Origin of the sequence: uncultured Dysgonomonas sp. (assembly GCF_900079725.1) — a bacterium.
Lineage (GTDB): Bacteria > Bacteroidota > Bacteroidia > Bacteroidales > Dysgonomonadaceae > Dysgonomonas.
In genome coordinates this window covers 972,833-992,070 of sequence record NZ_LT599032.1, presented here as the reverse complement: position 1 = coordinate 992,070, position 19,238 = coordinate 972,833, and the positions used below count along the sequence as shown (strand labels likewise).

Annotated in this window: 16 protein-coding genes; 11 read left to right on the top strand and 5 right to left on the bottom strand. The window is 39.7% G+C overall.

Annotation, left to right across the window (positions count from 1 at the left end; translation table 11 throughout):
• The first annotated feature begins 8 nt into the window (after window positions 1-8).
• The 8 genes from QZL88_RS04275 to QZL88_RS04240 all read left to right on the top strand — a co-directional run bounded on the left by QZL88_RS04275 (window position 9) and on the right by QZL88_RS04240 (window position 10,101).
• The gene (locus QZL88_RS04275; protein ID WP_296938805.1) at window positions 9-563 is read left to right on the top strand and encodes a TetR/AcrR family transcriptional regulator; all 555 of its coding nucleotides are present in this window, start codon (window positions 9-11) and stop codon (window positions 561-563) included.
• Between the two features lie 33 nt (window positions 564-596).
• Window positions 597-1,577 (top strand): ketoacyl-ACP synthase III, encoded by a 981-nt coding sequence (locus tag QZL88_RS04270; RefSeq protein WP_296938804.1) that lies wholly within the window; start codon window positions 597-599, stop codon window positions 1,575-1,577.
• Window positions 1,578-1,721: 144 nt separating this feature from the next.
• Complete coding sequence (locus QZL88_RS04265; protein WP_296938803.1) at window positions 1,722-2,612, top strand: GLPGLI family protein; 891 nt, start codon at window positions 1,722-1,724, stop codon at window positions 2,610-2,612.
• Window positions 2,613-2,696: 84 nt separating this feature from the next.
• On the top strand, window positions 2,697-5,336 hold the full coding sequence (locus QZL88_RS04260; protein WP_296938802.1) for a hypothetical protein: 2,640 nt from the start codon (window positions 2,697-2,699) through the stop codon (window positions 5,334-5,336).
• A 137-nt stretch (window positions 5,337-5,473) separates the two neighbouring features.
• Complete coding sequence (locus tag QZL88_RS04255; RefSeq protein WP_296938801.1) at window positions 5,474-6,475, top strand: glycoside hydrolase family 43 protein; 1,002 nt, start codon at window positions 5,474-5,476, stop codon at window positions 6,473-6,475.
• 665 nt (window positions 6,476-7,140) lie between these two features.
• Complete coding sequence (locus QZL88_RS04250; RefSeq protein ID WP_296938800.1) at window positions 7,141-8,622, top strand: DUF3943 domain-containing protein; 1,482 nt, start codon at window positions 7,141-7,143, stop codon at window positions 8,620-8,622.
• A 4-nt stretch (window positions 8,623-8,626) separates the two neighbouring features.
• Complete coding sequence (locus QZL88_RS04245; protein WP_296938799.1) at window positions 8,627-9,031, top strand: GNAT family N-acetyltransferase; 405 nt, start codon at window positions 8,627-8,629, stop codon at window positions 9,029-9,031.
• Between the two features lie 128 nt (window positions 9,032-9,159).
• Complete coding sequence (locus QZL88_RS04240) at window positions 9,160-10,101, top strand: aldo/keto reductase (protein ID WP_296938798.1); 942 nt, start codon at window positions 9,160-9,162, stop codon at window positions 10,099-10,101.
• An 82-nt stretch (window positions 10,102-10,183) separates the two neighbouring features.
• Here QZL88_RS04240 and QZL88_RS04235 read toward each other — a convergent pair whose 3' ends face one another.
• Complete coding sequence (locus QZL88_RS04235) at window positions 10,184-10,801, bottom strand: FKBP-type peptidyl-prolyl cis-trans isomerase (RefSeq protein WP_296938797.1); 618 nt, start codon at window positions 10,799-10,801, stop codon at window positions 10,184-10,186.
• A 104-nt stretch (window positions 10,802-10,905) separates the two neighbouring features.
• A complete protein-coding gene (locus QZL88_RS04230) occupies window positions 10,906-12,087 on the bottom strand; it encodes a PatB family C-S lyase (RefSeq protein ID WP_296938795.1) in 1,182 nt (393 codons plus the stop codon).
• An 88-nt stretch (window positions 12,088-12,175) separates the two neighbouring features.
• Between QZL88_RS04230 and QZL88_RS04225 the strand changes: the two genes are divergently transcribed.
• Window positions 12,176-12,313: a hypothetical protein gene (locus QZL88_RS04225; RefSeq protein WP_296938794.1), complete on the top strand. Its 138-nt coding sequence runs from the start codon at window positions 12,176-12,178 to the stop codon at window positions 12,311-12,313.
• Window positions 12,314-12,430: 117 nt separating this feature from the next.
• Here the strand turns inward: QZL88_RS04225 and QZL88_RS04220 are convergent, their stop codons facing one another.
• Complete coding sequence (locus tag QZL88_RS04220) at window positions 12,431-13,066, bottom strand: peroxiredoxin (RefSeq protein WP_296938793.1); 636 nt, start codon at window positions 13,064-13,066, stop codon at window positions 12,431-12,433.
• A gap of 265 nt (window positions 13,067-13,331) precedes the next feature.
• Here QZL88_RS04220 and QZL88_RS04215 point away from each other — a divergent pair, with 265 nt between their 5' ends.
• The gene (locus QZL88_RS04215; RefSeq protein ID WP_296938792.1) at window positions 13,332-14,531 is read left to right on the top strand and encodes a hypothetical protein; all 1,200 of its coding nucleotides are present in this window, start codon (window positions 13,332-13,334) and stop codon (window positions 14,529-14,531) included.
• A gap of 83 nt (window positions 14,532-14,614) precedes the next feature.
• Here the strand turns inward: QZL88_RS04215 and QZL88_RS04210 are convergent, their stop codons facing one another.
• Both QZL88_RS04210 and QZL88_RS04205 read right to left on the bottom strand, forming a co-directional pair.
• Window positions 14,615-15,436: a tetratricopeptide repeat protein gene (locus QZL88_RS04210; protein WP_296938791.1), complete on the bottom strand. Its 822-nt coding sequence runs from the start codon at window positions 15,434-15,436 to the stop codon at window positions 14,615-14,617.
• Window positions 15,437-15,571: 135 nt separating this feature from the next.
• Window positions 15,572-17,977: a BamA/TamA family outer membrane protein gene (locus QZL88_RS04205; protein WP_296938790.1), complete on the bottom strand. Its 2,406-nt coding sequence runs from the start codon at window positions 17,975-17,977 to the stop codon at window positions 15,572-15,574.
• 301 nt (window positions 17,978-18,278) lie between these two features.
• On the opposite strand from QZL88_RS04205, the gene QZL88_RS04200 reads away from it, so the two are divergent.
• Window positions 18,279-19,034 (top strand): RNA methyltransferase, encoded by a 756-nt coding sequence (locus QZL88_RS04200; protein WP_296938789.1) that lies wholly within the window; start codon window positions 18,279-18,281, stop codon window positions 19,032-19,034.
• Window positions 19,035-19,238: the final 204 nt, after the last annotated feature.

Here is a 19,238-nt window from a genome sequence, read left to right as displayed (position 1 = left end):
ATTTGTATATGCCAAAAATTCAAACAAATAAAGAAGAGCTAATAAGAAAATCGATGCTGGTATTCATTAAAACCGGATACTTCCACACCACATTGTCCAGCCTGGCAAAGGCCTGTAATATAGAAAAACCTCATTTCTACTATTACTTTAAGGATAAGAAAGATTTGATGAATCAGGTTCTCATTTATGCAAGTGATCAAATACAGAATCTTGTATTCGATACAGCATATAAAGAGGGCATGGAACCTTCTGCACGTTTGCATACAATACTCGATAATGTGCTGAAAATTCATACAAAAAATAAATACGGGTGCCTGATGGGAAATACACTCCTCGAAACTGTTGGGAGGGAGTCGTATTTTAAGCCTGTACTATGTACATATTTCAACAGATGGAGGGAGACTCTGACGCATCTGTATCTGACCACTTATGAAGAAGAGCTGGCAAAAGATATGGCAAACGAGGATGTTGCTAAATTGCAGGGAGGTATCATGCTGATGAGGCTCTACGATGATAAAGATGTTCTGAAGAAAGTAACTGATAATATCAAAACCAGACTATAATTTTTGTAAATTATTATAATTAGTGTATAACAAATGAATGCAATCATTAATTCAATAGGGATTTATGTCCCTGAAAAACGGATAGACAACCATTATTTCGAAAGTATAATAGACACTAGTGACGAGTGGATTACCACCCGCACAGGTATCAGCCAGCGGTTTTATGCCGCGGAGAACGAATATACCAGCGACTTGTGTGTAAAAGCAGTGCAAAATCTTGCATCCAAATACAATAAGGATTTATCCGACATCGATTTTATCATTGTGGCTACCACGAGTGGCGAACAGGTTATGCCCAGTATGGCAAGTCAGGTGCAAACCCGGCTGAACATTCCGAATGCGGGATGTATAGACGTTTATGCTGCATGCGCAGGATTCGTATATGGTATTATTCTCGCCAAAGGGCTGATAGCGGCAGGCACACACAAGAAGGTACTGGTAATAGGTGCGGAAACACTTTCGAAAATCACCGATTTTACCGACCGGACTTCCTGTATATTGTTCGGAGACGGAGCAGGAGCCGTTATAGTGGAAGCCAGTGACAAAAAACATATATTCGATGCGCTGACTGAGACTGATGGTTCGCATGGAAAAGACCTGTATCTGGCGCATCAGAATGTACCGATAAACGGAGAGCCTGTAATTCCTGACCGCAACTTGCACCAAAATGGAAAAGTAGTTTTCAAATGGGCGGTAAGTACTTTAGTTGGAAAAATACAAGAACTGACATCCAAGAACCACCTGAAACTGGAGGATATAGACTGGCTTATACCGCACAGTGCAAATATCCGGATACTCGAATCGGTATGCTCAGGCTTGAATATCCCGATGGATAAGTGTCTGGAAAGTATCAGAAACTCTGGTAACACTTCGTCCGCATCCATCCCTATTGCCTGGTATAACGGCATAGAATCGGGCAAGGTAAAGTTAAACGACAATCTACTGTTAATCGGCTTTGGCGGGGGATTGACCTGTGCCGGAATATGCCTGCAAAATAAGATTGAGAAAAAGTAAAAATACCTATCTGATTTACAAGAGGGAGTGAATTCAGTTTCATTTCCTCTTTTATTTTGTCTCTATCGTCTAAAAAAATAGACAAAATATTTTTATGTCTAATTTTTTAGACTACATTTGCGATATAACTAATAATATCGCAATATGAAAAAGACAATCTTACTATTAGCATTATCACTTCTTTCGATATCCGCATTTTCACAACATGTGGTATCTGTTCACAAAATGAATAAAGGAGACATCGAACAGGAAAAACTCGATGTTGCAACAATCCGTTGCTATTACAAATTTACACAACCTGTAACGGCAGATAAGGAGACTCATCAGCAGACAGATACGATGACTCTGGATATAGGACAAAAAGCCTCCCGATATTATGATGCTGCGCGTATGAAACGAGATTCATTATTCGGAGACTTTATGAGTAACAAGATAAACCCATCCACAATACAAAGCATGTCTGTACTAAAAGACGGGGATATGTCCGTATTAGACAACAAAGGTGGAACAACTTTCGATTCGACCACAAAAGGAGAGACGTCTCAATTATTCAAAAAACGTCCGACAGGAGAAATAATTACAATTGACAGATCAGAAAGTACTCCTCAAAAATACAAATGCACAGAAACCATTCCTGCACAGCAATGGAGTATCTCGGCCGATACACTGACCGTACTGGGCTATATCTGTCAGAAAGCGACTACGGAATTCCGCGGACGAAGCTATGAAGTATGGTTCTCACCTGATATTCCGGTAAATGACGGACCATGGAAGCTATATGGATTACCGGGATTGATAATGAAAGTATCAGATTCTGAAAACCTGTTTTTATTTGAGATTATAGGCTTGGAAAATCTCAATAATCCGGTTGATATTACAATGGCTCAGGAAGATTATGCGAAAGCCAGTATAAAAGACCTCGAAAAATTAAAGAAAAAACGATCGGGAGGTACCGCTGTAAATATTAACGGAGGAAATATAATAATGATACAGAAAAAGAATAACAATGAGTACCAGTCATTGGAAATCAATTAATGCAGTAAACAGTAAACAGTGGCTGACGCATGAGCAGGTAAAGCCACAATACTTTATCAAAATAAGACCTATCAGAAATATACAATGAAAAGATATCTCCTGACTCTTTTTATCCTTATATCCGGCTTTATGCAGGCACAAACCATTATCAAAGGGGTTGTCCTGAATGAAGATAATAAGCCTGTGCCGGATGTCAATGTCACTTTACAGGAAAAGGGACGCTCCCTGATGCTCGGTTATGTGTTAACTGATGAGGCCGGAAAATATAAGATAGAGTATAAGGGTAAGAGTGACAGTATTGTTATCATTGTTTCGGGCTTTAATATCGGCAAACAATCGAAAACAGTTAGTAACCGGAATCAGGATGTGGACTTTTCCATTATACAGGAGTCCATCGTATTGAATGAGGTGAAGATAAAACCGCCGAAAATAAGGCAGGCCGGGGATACGTTGAATTATATGGTGGAAAGTTTCAGCGATGCCAATGACCGCACTATAGGTGATGTATTGAAAAAAATGCCCGGCATACAGGTTAAAGACGACGGAGCAATACTTTATCAGGACAGGCCTATAAATAAATTTTATATCGAAAATGCAGATTTGCTACAGGGCCGTTACGGCATAGCCACAAACAATATAGAGGCCAAGGATGTATCCACTGTACAGGTAATGGAGAACCACCAACCCGTGAAGGCGCTGAAAGACCGTGAATTTTCGGAAGATGCCGCTATAAATCTGAAATTGAAAGATTCGGCCAAAGGCACCCTTATTGCAAATGCACAGGCAGGTGTAGGCGTTGCACCCCTGCTTTGGAATAATGAGTTGACAGGAATGTATATTGCAAAAAAATTGCAAAACATAACCACCTATAAAGGAAATAACTCCGGCGATGACGCCGGGCGGGAGCTGAATTCGTTCTATTCAGGCGACGCTTCACGAATGAAAAGTAGCAGCCTGCTGAATGTACAGGCCCCGTCTTCCCCATCGATCAGTGAGAAGCGATATCTGGACAATCAGGCGAATATGGCTTCATTTAATAATCTGTGGAGTCTGAAAACAGATTACCAACTGACTGCAAATATCAACTACCTGAACGATTACCAGCAAAAGAGCAGCTATGCATATACAGAAAACTACCTGCCAAACGACGAAACAATAAAGATAGAAGAGTTACTAAATTCGAGATTGAGAAAAGAAAGAATGGGAGCTGATATACAGTTGAACGCCAACAAAGAAAAATATTATTTCAACAACCTGCTGAAATTCGAAGGGATATGGGACAGGGAGCGGGGCGATGCCATTTCCACGGATAGCGTTTATCAGCATTTAAAAAAGCCGAACTATGGCATCAGTAACACATTCAACCTGGTAAAAACGAACGAAAAGCATACATGGACTTTTTACTCCTTCAACGGGTACAATACTTCTACTCAGACATTACGCGTACAGCCCGTATTGTATGAACAATTGTTCGATCCTGCGCCTTCACCCGAAGCCATGGTACAAGAGGCCGAACAGAACGACTTCGCTTCATACAGCAGAATTACATGGGGACTCGGAAAGGGTACCATAAAACAGAATTATACATTCGGATTTGACGCGGACTTACAGCAGCTCAAATCGGCATTACAAGCCGATACAAAAAGTGGATTGGGAAGTTTGCCGGACTCTCTAAGAAATGATATAAAGCAAAATAAGTTTGTATGGAAATTCTCACCCAATTATACATATTCAAAGGGATATAAACTGAATGTATCGTTATCGTTGCCTCTCAGTTATACAATATTGGACACGGACAATAATGTATCGGATAAAAAAGAAAATAAGGGCTATTTGTTTTTCAATCCCTTTCTGTTTGCCAGTTACAAATTATCGTCTTATTGGGATAGCTATCTGAATGCCGGCTATAGTAACTCGACAGGAAGTCTTAATAATATGTACACAGGATATATTATGTCTTCGTATCGGAATTTATTGCGCAACGAGGGGAAATTATTCAGACAGCAATCCCAGAATTATGGCCTTGTGCTAAATTACAGGAATCCGATAACAACCCTGTTTGGGATGGCTAATATATCATATTACCGGAATAGGGTCAATCTGCTTTACGACTATTATTATAGTGGTATACTAAAACTGCAATCGACCATAGATATGCCAAATACAACAAGCGGAATAAATGCAAGTGTACACGGTAGCAAAGAAATTGAAGCCATAAACACAACAGTTTTTATAGGTGGCAGCTACAATAACAGCCAGTCTTCACAAATAAATCAGGGGGAACTTATCGATTATTCCAGTCAAAGTTTTTCAGTGTCGCCCCGCTTCCTTACAAAGTTAGGTTCGAGTGTCAGTTTCGAATATTCGATACGGTATACACAAAGCCAAAGTAAAATAAAGGATAGTGGCAGAAGCTTCGACCCTATACGCATAACATCACAAAATGCGCAATTGAATATTTTCCCGCTGAAAGGGCTGGTAATAAATCTGAGATATGAAAATTTCTATAATAATACAATCACTTCGGGCAGCAGATCTATGTCATTCGGTGATATCGGGGCAAAATATAAATGGAAAAAAGCAGAGATAATCCTCGATTACACCAATATATTCAATGCCAGACAATATATATCGACATCATACAGCGATGTGAGCAGATATTATTATTATTACGATTTACGCCCGGCGGAAGTATTGTTGAAGGTGCGGTTTAAACTGAAATAGATTATTCAATGAATAGGTTTATTGCCGTATTTTAATGTTTAACTTTTCGTTGCTGAGTAATAAACGACTAAAATTGAATGATTATTCGACTCTTGTTCCTTCATTAATCACTAAATTTAGCTTCAAAAGAATATATTATGAACAGAACAAGCCAGATTCTTTTAGTGAGCTTATTTTTCTCTTTATTTACGATGACTTCTTATAGCCAGGAGAAGATCCGGTCGAATATCCCGCTGGACTCGATTGTGTTGAGTGACCCGTGTATTCTAGCTGATCCGGCCACAGCTATGTATTATATGACCGGAACCGGAGGAAAGCTATGGAAGAGTGAAGACCTCAAACTCTGGGATGGGCCTTACACGGTAGCACAGACCGATCCGGATTCTTGGATGGGCCCACGGCCTATGATTTGGGCGGCGGAGATCCATGCCTATAAAGATAAGTTCTATTATTTTGCCACTTTTACCAACCGTGCCGTAAAAATAGACACTGTAGCAGGAAATATAATCGAACGCAGGGCTTCACATGTATTGGTCAGCGACAAGCCCGATGGGCCTTATGTCCCGATGCAGGATGAAACATACCTGCCGGCTCACATGCCTACATTAGACGGTACTTTCTGGATAGACAAGGATGGTAAGCCTTATATGATATATTGTTACGAATGGTTGCAAAACCAGAATGGGACAATGGAAAAAATAGAACTCAAGCCCGATTTGAGCGGCTCTGTGGGTGAAGGAAAACTACTTTTCCGTGCCAGCGACTCACCTTGGAGCAGAGAGAAAGATAAGGATGGGAACGACCGCCCCAATAAGGTCACAGATGGCCCCTATTTGTTCGAAACAGGTACCGGACGATTGGGTATGATCTGGACAAGCTGGATATATGATGTATATACGCAAGGGGTCGTTTACTCAGAAAGTGGAACCCTAGATGGCCCGTGGATACACGAACCGGAACCGATCACACCTCCCAATTTCGGGCATGGTATGCTATTCCGAACCCTTGACGGCAAGCTACTAATGTCTGTCCACAGCCACAAAGAGATGCAGGATGGACACTACCACCGTGTGCCTCATTTGTTTGAAGTGGATATTACAGGTGACAAGCTGGTTGTAGGCAGGCAGTATATACCTTAAATCTGATTATTTTTTTCCAAAGAAAAGCTATATTAAAATATCAGTACATATTATAAACTTAATATCTGAAAATATATAAACAGATTAAATAATAATTATCTATATGGCAGAACTTATAATTATAAATATTATAGGTTCTGCGATCTTTGAAATAATCCTCAAGTATATCGACCTCCTGAAAAAATCGATAAATAAAAAATGAGTAAAAGTTGTAGCCTTTGTTACCTTTTAATGAAGAAGATACCTCGCTCCGCTCAGCATGACAAGCTAATTATTAATTTTTCATTCTTAATTATTAATTGTTTTCAGTGTTACCTTTTAACCATATATAGTTAACGAATGCAAAAACAACAAGATGGAAACAATGAAAAAACTGTCAGATGTGTCAGGTTTTAACCAAAAATAGTTAATAAACGTGTATACGATGATAAGTTATGGATTATAAGTGATGAGTCAGAGTTTGCACCTTTGCGAGAGAAACTTTTTTATGGAAGAGGTGCTCCGCTCATCATGACAAACAATTTATTAATTGTTCATTTTTAATTATTAATCGATTTCCATTACTTTATATTCCATTTATTAAACTTTTTAACATTATTATTGTTGAATCTTTAATTATGTTATCTTTACATTCTTAAAATGATTTAAATATCAGGCATACATTTATGTATAAAAGACTTCTCACTACCTCCGTTATATTCTTTATAACTGCAATATCGGTATATTCCCAGTTTGCCATACACAAAACAGTAGTCCCTTCCCAACCTGCCGACTCTATAGATCTCGCTTTCTATTCCAAAAAGAAAGGACTTGGAGCTGCAACCCAGATATTTTCGTTCAATATGGGTTTATGGGCTTTCAACAGATATGTAGCCAAACAAGACTATGCGTATATCGACATCCATACCATCAGAAAAAATATCAAACATAAGTGGGTATGGGATAATGATGATATGGGCAATAATATGTTTCTCCATCCCTACCATGGCAATCTTTACTTCAATTCGGCCCGTTCGCGTGGATACAACTTCTGGGAGTCGGGAGCCTTTGCCCTTGGGGGAAGCGCTATGTGGGAGCTGTTCATGGAAAATGAGTATCCATCGGTTAATGATATTATAGCAACACCTATCGGAGGGCTTGCCTTAGGCGAAGTATTTTACCGTACATCCGATCTGGTCCTTGACGACCGCAGAGATGGTATGAACCGTTTCGGACGCGAATTAGCAGGTTTCATTATAGCACCTACGCGAGGTCTTACCCGTGTACTGAATGGTGATGCATGGCGTAAACGTGCTACCACAGGTAAGCAATTCGGAATACCGGATGTATCTGTAGAAATAGGTTCGGGCGTGAGGATATTGGAACTAAAAGGCGAGATACTGGACAAAGGGGTTGGTGCTGCCGTCGATATCAATATTGAATATGGAGACCGATTCGCTACGGAAAATGAAAAGCCTTACGACTACTTTACTTTCCGTTCCAACCTGAATATACACAGTTCGCAGCCGCTCTTAAGCCAACTCAACATTCTGGGCCGGCTTTATGTGACTGAAGTAATTGATAATGAAAAAGACTTCCTTAGCTTTGGATTTTATCAGCATTTCGATTATTACGACTCTGACACGATATCGGATGTATCGGGCAAAATACCTTATAAATTCTGTACTCCTGCTTCTGCCGGTTCGGGATTTATATATGAAAATAAGCGATGGAAGGATTTAAAATTCACAGCCTTTATGCACGGTACACTTGTCCTGCTGGGTGGTACACTCAGCGACCATTATGTAGTGGACAAGCGAAACTATAATCTGGCAAGCGGATTTAGTTCCAAGATAGGGGGAAGCCTTACCTATAAAAACAAAATAAGTGTATCTACCTCTTACGAAATGTATCGTATGTTTACATGGAAAGGCTATCCGGAAAATGTAGACTGGGAAAACATAAATGTTCACGAGTTTGATTATCAAGGTGACAGGTCGCAGGCAATACTCCATGCTTTTACTCTAAGAGCAGATATGAAAATGACCGATCACCTCTATCTGACCGGGATATATAGTAATTATACCCGGGATACAAATTATAAATATTTTGAAGATGTTTTCTCCAAAACATCTGAAGGCCGCTTATTATTAAGCTATAAATTCTAAAATTATGATTATTACCGAAGTACCATACCATGATGTGCTCACTATGCGTCAACAAGTGATGTATCCTGATAAGGATACAGAATTCGTAAAGCTATCTGAAGATGACCGGGGCTTACATATCGGAGTATACGAAAAAGAGGAACTGGTATCTGTTATGTCTATTTTCCTTCATGGAAGAGATGTACAGTTCCGTAAACTTGCAACCCGTAACGACATGCAGGGTAAAGGCTTTGCTTCGGCCCTTATGCAGTGGCTTATCGATTATGCCAACGACATGAAGCTGAACAGGCTATGGTGCAATGCGCGTGCGGGTGCAACTGACTTTTATAAGAAATTCGGATACGAGGAAACTGATGAGCTTTTCTCTCAGAATGGGTATGAATATATTGTAATGGAACGCAAATTCTAATTCGAAAATTAATTTATTTTTGAATTAGCAGATATGTGATTAAATTATTCTTAACACTCAATTCTAATACTAAACTTTTCCTTTATCCCATTTGTTTTAACATCATTACTAACTAGTTATACACTAAAATGGAAAAAAGAAAAATAGGAAAATCAGAACTGGAAGTATATCCTTTCTGTCTGGGTGGAAATGTTTTCGGCTGGACAGCCGATGAGAAAGTATCTTTTGATATTCTTGATGCATACACCGACACAGGATTTAATTTCATAGATACAGCAAATGTATACTCAGCATGGGTACCCGGCAATGAAGGAGGTGAATCGGAAACTATTATAGGCAATTGGTTAAAGAAATCAGGGAAAAGAAAAGACCTTATTATTGCGACTAAAGTCGGAGCTGCTTTTTCGCCCGATAATAAAGGCTTGAAAAAAGATTATATATTAAAACAGGTGGAAGATTCACTACTACGCCTGCAAACAGACTATATAGATCTATACTTCTCTCATTACGACGATCTTGCTACTCCACAGGAGGAAACACTGGAAACTTATTCCCAACTAATAAAAGAAGGCAAAGTCCGGCATATAGGAGCTTCGAATATGAGTGCAGAAAGGCTAGTAGAGTCTATTCATAAAAGTAAGGATAACGGATATGCCGAATATATCTGCCTCCAACCTGAGTATAATCTCTATGACAGATACAAGTACGAAACTGAATACGAGCGCATAGCAGAAAGATACAATCTGGGTGTAGTCAGCTATTATTCTTTGGCTAGTGGCTTTCTTACAGGCAAATACAAATTTGATGAGGAGGTTAAAGGCAATAGAACCGACGCTGTAAATGAATATATGAACGATAGAGGAAGACGCATCCTGGATACATTGACGCAGGTTTCGAAGCAGTTAAATGCGACACCTGCACAGGTGGCTCTTGCCTGGCTTATAGCGCACCCGTCTATTACAGCTCCTATAGCCAGCGTCTCCAAAGCGACCCAACTCGATATACTGAAAGCTGTTGATCTGAAATTAGACAAAGAGACTGTAGACAGACTGAACAATGCCAGCGAATAAGCAAAAATAACCAAAGGTCATAGATAGAAATAAAAAGGACAGGCCTTAAGACCTGTCCTCTTCTATATATCAAAATCTTATTTTAGTGTCCACCGCAACCACAGCCTGAACCGCAACCGCCGGCCATTTCTTTCTCATCATGGCTACCGCATCCGCAAGAGTCTTCTTCGCCATCTCCGCATCCACAACCTGAACCACATCCGCAACCGCCTTGAGGAGCAAATAATGCAGCTATTTCTTCAGGAGTAGATTCTCTGACATTAAGAACCTTACCTGAGAAGTTCAATGTTTCACCTGCTAACGGGTGGTTGAAGTCCATCTTGATAACATCTTCCTTAACTTCTACCACAGAGCCATTCAAGCGGTTACCATTCGAGTCCATCATCGGTACCATATTACCTTCGAAGATCACTTCCTCGTTTAATTTGCCGTCTTGCTCAAATATATGGCGGGGTAAGTCTACCAATGCATCATCATCGTATTCACCGTATGCTTCGTCCGGAGTAAGTACGAAATCGAAGGAATCACCCTCAGTCAATCCGTCCAGATTCTTTTCAAAAGCCTCAAGCATCGAGTTTGTTCCGTAGATAAATTCAAGTGGAGTCTCAGCTGTAGCTCTTTCCATTAGTTCACGTTCTTCACCTTCACCTACATTAAGATCATAAGATAAAGAAACAAACTTATTTGTTGAAATTTTCATTTTAAGTATTTGTTTGTTTAATTAATAACCAAAGTCTGTTGAGACTCTTTTGTTTATTCTTTGATGACAACAATCGTGCCTAATTTCGCTTTAAAACAACTTTCTTAGCCTATTTGTTTGGAATCTATCGCCTTTTTAAGATTATCCAACGCTTTCCGGATGTTAGCCAAAGGTGTGCCCACATTTAGGCGCATATACCCTTCTCCTCCCTGTCCGAACATGGTTCCATCGTTAAGTGCCAATTTGGCATCCTTTACAAATAGCGAAACCAATTCTTTTTGCTGAAGCCCGAGTTCTTTACAATCGAGCCAAACAAGGAAAGAAGCCTGCGGTAGCATAACCTTTATCAGAGGAATATTCTCTTTCAGGTATTCATCTACAAAAGTGATGTTTTTCCAGATATAGTCCTTAGCCTCTGCAAGCCACTCATCGCCATGTTCATAAACAGCCTGTGCGGCAAGATAGGCAAAGATATGTCCTTCTTCAAGTTCACTGCTAGAAAGATAAGCATTGAATCGATTTCTCAAATCCTTATTTGGTATAATAGAGTAGGAACTTACTATACCTGCTATATTGAATGTCTTACTTGGCGCCATAAATGTTATGCTGTTTTGAGCAGCTTTGTCTGACACACTGGCAAAAGGAATATGTTTATGTGGAGTAAAAGCCAAATCGGAATGGATCTCATCTGAGATAACAAGGATATTATTATCATAACAGATTTCAGCTATATCAACCAATTCCTGCCGTGTCCATACCCGTCCGCCGGGATTATGAGGATTGCAAAGAATAAGTACCTTATATGACGGATCAACCATCTTTTTCAATCCCTCCAGATCCATCCTATACTGTCCGGATTCCAATATCAATGGGTTATCTGCCACCGGCCGATGGTGCAATGTAGGTATAATACGGAAAGGATGATAAACAGGCGGCTGTATAATCACTTTATCGTCTTTGGTTGTAAAGCAATCGATAACAAAAGCAATTCCTTTGACAATACCGGGAATGAATGTCAGCCATTCCTGCTCTATTTTCCAGTCGTGTTTCTTATCCACCCAATTGATTATAGCATCGTAATATGCCTGAGACGGACAGGTATATCCAAATATACCATGTTTTGCCCGCTCTATAATAGCCTCTGTTACTGCCGGAGGTGACAAAAAGTCCATATCGGCTACCCATAGGGGTATCAGATCGGGATTTCCATAGCGCGGCTCCAGTGCGTCAGTTTTGAGGGCACTTGTTCCTTTGCGGTCGATTATCTGGTCGAAATTATATTTCACAATTCGGTTATATTAAATTTGCAACCGCAAAGGTACAGAATAGTTAGCATAATAAAGTCTTAATAAAAGATAGAAATTATTTATTTGTATGGATCGTCAGATAATATCCATTCATTTCAACGGCTTTGTGATAACCGGAATAATAGGTTATGAGATATGCATCCTTTTCAAATCAGTACCTATCAATAAAACAGAAAGCCGTAATCGGGAGATTACGACTTTCTGAACTAAATTAACCTAAAAATATTCCACTAAGGTCTCAGACCTATTTATTAGTTCTGTATCTGCAACAACAATAGTTATTGTTGCATTAATACGCCCTATAGCTTAATAAGATTGATCCTTAATGCTTGTGAGATAAGTAATCTGATATACCTTCTTGTGTTGCCTTAAGTGCTTTATCTCCTTTTTTCCAGTTAGCAGGGCAAACTTCGCCATATTCTTCAGTAAACTGAAGGGCATCGATTACGCGAAGAATTTCATCCACGCTACGGCCTAATGGCATATCATTTACCACCTGATGGCGTACTACTCCGTCCTTATCGATAAGGAAAAGACCGCGATAAGCCTGAGGAGCGCCATTAAATACGTCTTCACCCTCATCGTTATAATCGAACGCACCGGCCAATACATCGTATGCAGAAGATATCATTAAACTCTGGTCTGCAACCAATGGATATTTAACCCCTTTGATGCCGCCATCGTTTTGTTCTGTTTGCAACCACTTCCAATGCGAAAAAGCTGAATCGGTTGAAGCACCAACTACGGCTACATTACGGGATTCGAATTCTGCTATTTTATCCTGAAAAGCAATGATCTCAGTTGGACAAACAAATGTAAAATCGGCCGGATAGAAAAAGAATACAACATATTTCTTACCATTGAATTGTTCCAATGAAAAGCCTTCTACTATTTCGTTACCGTTTACCACAGCATTTGCCTTGAATACAGGCGCTTTTTTTCCTACTAATACTGACATAATCTTTTATTTTTTTTAAGTTAGTTATTTTCAATTCTGACACAAATATAAACCCTTATTTCTAATAAGTCAAATAGATAATTATTATGTTAATATTGACATTGTTTATACCATTTTTATAAATCGGAGATTCCAAAGATATTCACTATTTTTGCAAGCGTTAAGTTTGAATATAACTTAATGATATAATCTAAAACAATGGTTGATTCCTGTTGTTTCACTCTCTTGAATAATAAATAGGTCTGTGACCTTAAATTAATTGCAAATGCTTCTCTTTTTCAATCCCGGTCACGAAACTGCAGTAAAAAACGGTTCACCGTATTATACAGCACCGTCAAATATTGTATCGATGCAAAAGGAATTGTCTTTTCTTCCGGCATGGTACGGTGCGGCCTGCGATCCTGTCCTGATTGACGAAAATAATGATACCGAATTTTATCGATTTCTGTTAGAATATTTTCCGTCACTACCTAAGCATATAACTGCCGGAAGTTTACTTCATTTTCCAGAACTGGAGGTATCATTATGGGGAATATCACCACAGGCCATATATTACTTCTGCGAACTGAATAAAAGATATGGCATAGGCCTGAAAATACCGGAATGGGATGAGGCATACATCTACCTTAATAGCAGGCAGGCTGCAAACGATTGTTTAAAAGACATTATTGCAAACATACTCGAAATATCAAAAAATATCGCTCCACATTTTTATGACAAACTCGAAGATATTGAAGAAGCTGTAAATAGTTCTCCTCTACAATTATTGGCAAAAGCACCTTATTCTTCATCAGGCCGGGGCTTACTGTGGCTTCCGTCGACAGGACTGACACGAACAGAACGACAAATATTGCATGGCATACTAAAAAAGCAAGGCAGTGTATCCATCGAAAGCGTTTTAGACAAGCAGGTTGATTTCGCTATGGAATTTATTTGTGATGGACAAGGAGGTGTCGACTTTGCGGGATATTCTTTATTTTATACCACCAATAAAGGTGCATATCAGGGAAATTATCTGGGTTCCCAGGAGAATATCATAAACGAGCTAACGACGAATATCCCTCTAGCCCTTCTGGACAAAATCAAGCTAGAGCTAATCGCTATTTTAAGGGAGAGATACGCTTTTGTTTACAAAGGTTGTATCGGTGTGGATATGCTCATATATAAAGAAGAGGGTGGATATAAGATACACCCTTGCCTGGAGATAAATATGCGTTACAATATGGGATACTTGGCAATCCGTCTGTTCGAGAATTATATATCACCCTTATCGGATGGCAGATATCATCTAGAGTTCAGTTCCGAAGAAGGTGAAATATTTAATCGCCACAAATTGAAGGAAGAACAGTATCCTGCTGTATTTAAAGATTACAGGATAGTCGAAGGCTATCTTCCTCTTTGCCCTGTGAACAAAAACAGCAAATATTGGGCTTATATAATTGTTAAGCCACTATCAAGGAAATAGAACATTTTAAGTAGCGAGAGCAGAAGCTAAATTTATTCTGATTATGTCGAGTCACAAAAAGGACTAATCTAATTGATCCTTATTTATTTGCATAGCCGTAAAAAATCCTCTACAATAGTTTCATCTGCACCCAGTTCTTTAGCCTTCAGAAAATCTTCCCTTGCTAAGCGTTTCTCATATTGAGCCAACCTTAGTTGCCCCCTCAGAATATAGATAGGCGCACCATCATAGCCAAGTTCCAATGCTTTCTTTATGTCGCTCTCTGTACTTGCCAGTTTATTAAGTCTCAAATAACATTCGGCACGGTTGTAATACAGATCGGCATTCGATTTATGTCTATAAATGAGGTCGGCATACATTTCTTCGGCTTCTTTCCATTCCGATCTACGTTTCTTTATAGCTGCTATCCCCATTTTGCCGTTCAGATTTTCGGGGTATAACTCTATAATTTTCTCAAAATCTTCTTCTGCCGCGAAAAGATTTCTATTACTGATATAAATCAATCCTCTACGATACAATGCTTCCAGATCTTTCGGATCGGTTGCTAGTATTGTGTTGTAGTCTTTCAGCGCATCGTCGAACTTGTTCATCTCACAATAAAGTGCAGCCCTGTTGTGCCTGATGAAAGGCGCATCAGGGTATTTCTCTATAGCGACATTATATGAGATCAGAGCCTCGTCGAGCTCTCCCAGATTACGTTGTATAGTTCCCAGATTTACCATCAGCATGGGATTATTGGGGTTGGTCGGTTCCTTTCGCAAAGCGGCCTTCATAGCCTGCTCTGCAGCTGCATAATCATTCTGCTCTACATAGTCCATGGCACGGCTCACCATATCTTCGTATGTCTGAGCTGTCAGATTGAGTGCAAGACTAATAATAAACAAGGGCAGGAGTATCTTTTTCATCAATAGATATTCATTTAGTTATTTATCAACAAATGTACGTCTTATAAACTAACTTTGTTAAAACATATTGCCTAAAAAGAATTAAAAGAAGCGGAGAGGTAGTTATACTTTCTTTCACTCATTTGCAGGGCGGCATCAGAACGGATACCCCACTGCAATATGCCATGCTGTATTCTTCCTGATTTTGAAAGGTTCCGAAATTGGCCATCTCTTTGTATTAGGATCACCTGACGGGTCATATGCTTTCCAGCCGCAATCGAGACGGATAAGGACATAGTCGAAGTCGAATCGGAGCCCAAGTCCCCATGCAACAGCTATTTCTTTATAAAACTTATCTAGTCTAAAACGGCCTCCTTCCTGTTTTTCATATTCCTTTACAGTCCATATATTTCCGGCATCGACAAAAGCCCCCAGCTCCAGTACCCAGAAGAGTTTGCTACGATATTCCAGACTGGCATCGAAACGGATATCTCCCGAATGGTAATAAAAGTTGTCTTTCTCATTTCCGGTTTCTGATGGTTTAAAATAGTACGACCCTGGCCCCAATTCTCTGATCGACCATCCTCTTACACTGTTGGCCCCCCCGGAGAAGAACCGTTTCTGTATAGGTATCTGTTCACTGTTTCCATACGGATAGGCAATACCCCCTCCTACATGCCATGCAAAAGAATTCTTCTCATCTACCTGATATGTCTTACTATAATCGACTGTACCCTTGACATATTGGGCAAAATTAGTTCCAAATACCTGCTTGGAACCCATCTCATTAGGTTCTGCATTTGCGATAGCCGCGGCAAGGGCCAGTACATTCCCTGCCGTTTCTATGGATGCACGTAATGAATAGACAGGTTGGTTTCGTCTGGTAGGACTGGCTACATTTGACCGAGAGAATGTATATCCCATACTCATAATAAAATGGTCATTGAAGCTATATTGCTGCGCTGCTGCAGATAGTTCATTGTAAAATGTAGTATCTAATGAACTTTTAGGCAAATGCACATAACTGATATCTATCAGATCGAATACATGCCTGTTCAAAGACAATCGCCTATCCTGCCATATATATTTTACTCCTCCCGACAAAACAGTACGCGTGAAAAAATTCGGTCTTCGCTGGAAAGTGTAACTCGTGTTGAATTGCGTAGAAGCATGTATACTACGTCGGAAATCACGCTTAAGGAATGGGAACATAAAACGGGGAAACGTAAGGGAAGTTTCGCCCCCGATCTCAAAATAATTTTTATAAAAACTGGAAAAATTAGGCGTAATAGCTTCATAAGAACCACGCAAACGGGCACTAAACAGCTCCGATCCTTTAAATGCGTTCCGGTGCAGATAACCCACTCCTGCACCCAGACCGAAGAATCCCCCCGAATTGGTGCCTTCTACTTCTGCTGAAATTCCTTGTTTTTTATCCGGTACGCATGTGATTATACAACGTAAGTCTGTAGAATCATTTTCCCAGGCAATATTCACATTTTTGAGAATTTTCAGCTGCGATAAAGCACTGTATGTCATCGTTGTCAGTGTTTCATTATACAGGCTTCCGGGTGTAATATAGCAATTATTAAGGATGACGTTGGGCTTGATATACTCCCCTCTGGGTCCGTATTTTATTTTATAACCACCTCTCTCATACACCGTTGTCTCCTGATATTGCCCCAGATTACCATCTTCGAGAGGATTATAATCAACATAGAACTCTACCGCTTTTACCCTGTATTGGCGATGTGGCACAGAAGTGACCTGGCTGCCGCCACTTCCTCCCTGAACAAAAGGATATATGGTAAGATCCAATTCTACATTGTTTATCCCCATTGTAGTATCGGCTTCGAAACCTATATATTCCTTATTAAAGGCAAAATAACCCGCTCTCCTGAAAATGGAAGAGATACGATCCCTTTCCTGATCAAGCATATCGAGATCGAAAATCGAATTTTTCTTTACCAGGGTATTTCTTCTCAGTATAGAATCTATACCCAGAGGAGGCCGTACCATACCATCCTTATTCTCATTTTTACGTGATGGAGGCGCTATCAGTAGCGGGTTGGATACGATACTGTCATTTACATCTATTCTATAATCACTGATTCGGTAAGGCTCTCCGGCTTTTATATCATACGTTATCTTCGCCGTCTTTTTATCCAAATCGATAATGGGGGCTACTTCCGCATTCAAATACCCTTTGTTTGTCATTATCCTCTCCAGATTATTCACGGTCAGATGCACCATTGAACTATCGTAAAGCACCGGCGGGTCACCCGCATGTATCAATGTGCGGCTTATCCATTTGGTGGTATCCGTCCCGGCAAGATTGTATATAAAAAGGGGTAATTTAAAGATGGAAAAAGTCTTATAGTTCGGCTTCTGCTTTATATATGTCTCCATTTCGTAGGTTGGTATAACCTTCTTATCGCTCTTTACAGTAGCACTCTCCAGCAGATATTCTCCATCAGGGACAAATTTGGTGGAACTACAGGATTGAATCAAAATGGCGCAAAAACTAACTACAAGCGCAAAAGCTATTATTTTATACCTCATTGGCAACCTAACAAATATAAGTAAAAGACAGTATTCAAAGCAACACTACCTAGTCGTATCAACTATTTCTGTTGCAGATACAATAGTAATAAACAGGTCTGTGACCTTAGTATTTATCAAATGAACGACAAATTTAGGGTTTTAATTGTTTCTTTTTGTAGTTTTGTTGCAAGAAACTATTTAATTTAAGAAAAAGAGTCGGATATGGAGGCGTCGTATCATTCAACTATTTGGGTGACTGATATAAAAAAATATTGTATCAATAGCTTCAGTCGGCAGTCTATGAATTACATGTAAACAAATGAGTCTAAGCAAAAATAAATTAAAATATATCCGTTCACTGAAAGAGAAAAAATTCAGGTCTGAATATGGAACTTTCATAGCCGAGGGTAATAAACTGGTGAGCGATTTACTCCCCTGTATGAAGTGTCAGCTACTGGTCGCACTACCCGGATTTTTATCTGAATTGGATATTACAGACATTGAAGAAGTTATAGAAGTGAATGAAAGCCAACTCGCACAAGCCAGTTTTCTCCAAAATCCGCAACAGGTGCTTGCCGTTTTCTATCAGCCGAAACATCCGGAAGCTATCGATATTAATAATCAGCTCGTACTGGCTCTCGATGGTATACAAGACCCCGGTAATCTGGGAACGATAGTCCGTTTGGCCGATTGGTATGGAATAAAACATATATTTTGTACACACGATACTGCCGATATTTACAATCCGAAAGTAGTACAGGCCACAATGGGAGCACTCGCACGGGTTACTATCCATTATGTCGATTTAGCCGGTTTTCTGGATAATAATAAACACATCCCGGTTTACGGGACGCTATTGGATGGTAAAAACATATACGAACAGGACATTGCTCCTCACGGTATTATTGTAATGGGTAATGAAGGTAATGGTATCCGTCCCGATATAGAGAAGCGGATCACAAGGAAACTTTACATACCCAATTATCCTGAAGGAAATACAACTTCCGAGTCGCTGAATGTAGCGATAGCGACAGCCATAGTATGTGCAGAATTCAGAAGAAGGATTAGACAGTAAGCAGTTTACAGTTTACAGTCATCAGTAAACAATAATCAATATCTCATTATTAAAAAGGTAACAAAGGCTATACTATTTCTACCTATTACTTTTACCCTCTCTGTAGCCTCCCCTTGGGGCAGGGTTGTTAAGTTCTCTACTTTGTTCTGTTATTTTCTGCTGTCATCCTGAGTGGAACGAAGGATCCCGACACTGAAAAACGAG

Bases quoted from the DNA above. Each gene is read 5' to 3' on its own strand.
- QZL88_RS04220 (WP_296938793.1), bottom strand. From the start codon at position 13,066: ATGTCAGTATTAGTAGGAAAAAAAGCGCCTGTATTCAAGGCAAATGCT.
- QZL88_RS04240 (WP_296938798.1), top strand. From the start codon at position 9,160: ATGGAAAAAAGAAAAATAGGAAAATCAGAACTGGAAGTATATCCTTTC.
- QZL88_RS04250 (WP_296938800.1), top strand. From the start codon at position 7,141: ATGTATAAAAGACTTCTCACTACCTCCGTTATATTCTTTATAACTGCA.
- QZL88_RS04245 (WP_296938799.1), top strand. From the start codon at position 8,627: ATGATTATTACCGAAGTACCATACCATGATGTGCTCACTATGCGTCAA.
- QZL88_RS04205 (WP_296938790.1), bottom strand. From the start codon at position 17,977: ATGAGGTATAAAATAATAGCTTTTGCGCTTGTAGTTAGTTTTTGCGCC.
- QZL88_RS04265 (WP_296938803.1), top strand. From the start codon at position 1,722: ATGAAAAAGACAATCTTACTATTAGCATTATCACTTCTTTCGATATCC.
- QZL88_RS04275 (WP_296938805.1), top strand. From the start codon at position 9: ATGCCAAAAATTCAAACAAATAAAGAAGAGCTAATAAGAAAATCGATG.
- QZL88_RS04215 (WP_296938792.1), top strand. From the start codon at position 13,332: ATGCTTCTCTTTTTCAATCCCGGTCACGAAACTGCAGTAAAAAACGGT.
- QZL88_RS04235 (WP_296938797.1), bottom strand. From the start codon at position 10,801: ATGAAAATTTCAACAAATAAGTTTGTTTCTTTATCTTATGATCTTAAT.
- QZL88_RS04270 (WP_296938804.1), top strand. From the start codon at position 597: ATGAATGCAATCATTAATTCAATAGGGATTTATGTCCCTGAAAAACGG.
- QZL88_RS04225 (WP_296938794.1), top strand. From the start codon at position 12,176: ATGGATCGTCAGATAATATCCATTCATTTCAACGGCTTTGTGATAACC.
- QZL88_RS04255 (WP_296938801.1), top strand. From the start codon at position 5,474: ATGAACAGAACAAGCCAGATTCTTTTAGTGAGCTTATTTTTCTCTTTA.
- QZL88_RS04260 (WP_296938802.1), top strand. From the start codon at position 2,697: ATGAAAAGATATCTCCTGACTCTTTTTATCCTTATATCCGGCTTTATG.
- QZL88_RS04210 (WP_296938791.1), bottom strand. From the start codon at position 15,436: ATGAAAAAGATACTCCTGCCCTTGTTTATTATTAGTCTTGCACTCAAT.
- QZL88_RS04200 (WP_296938789.1), top strand. From the start codon at position 18,279: ATGAGTCTAAGCAAAAATAAATTAAAATATATCCGTTCACTGAAAGAG.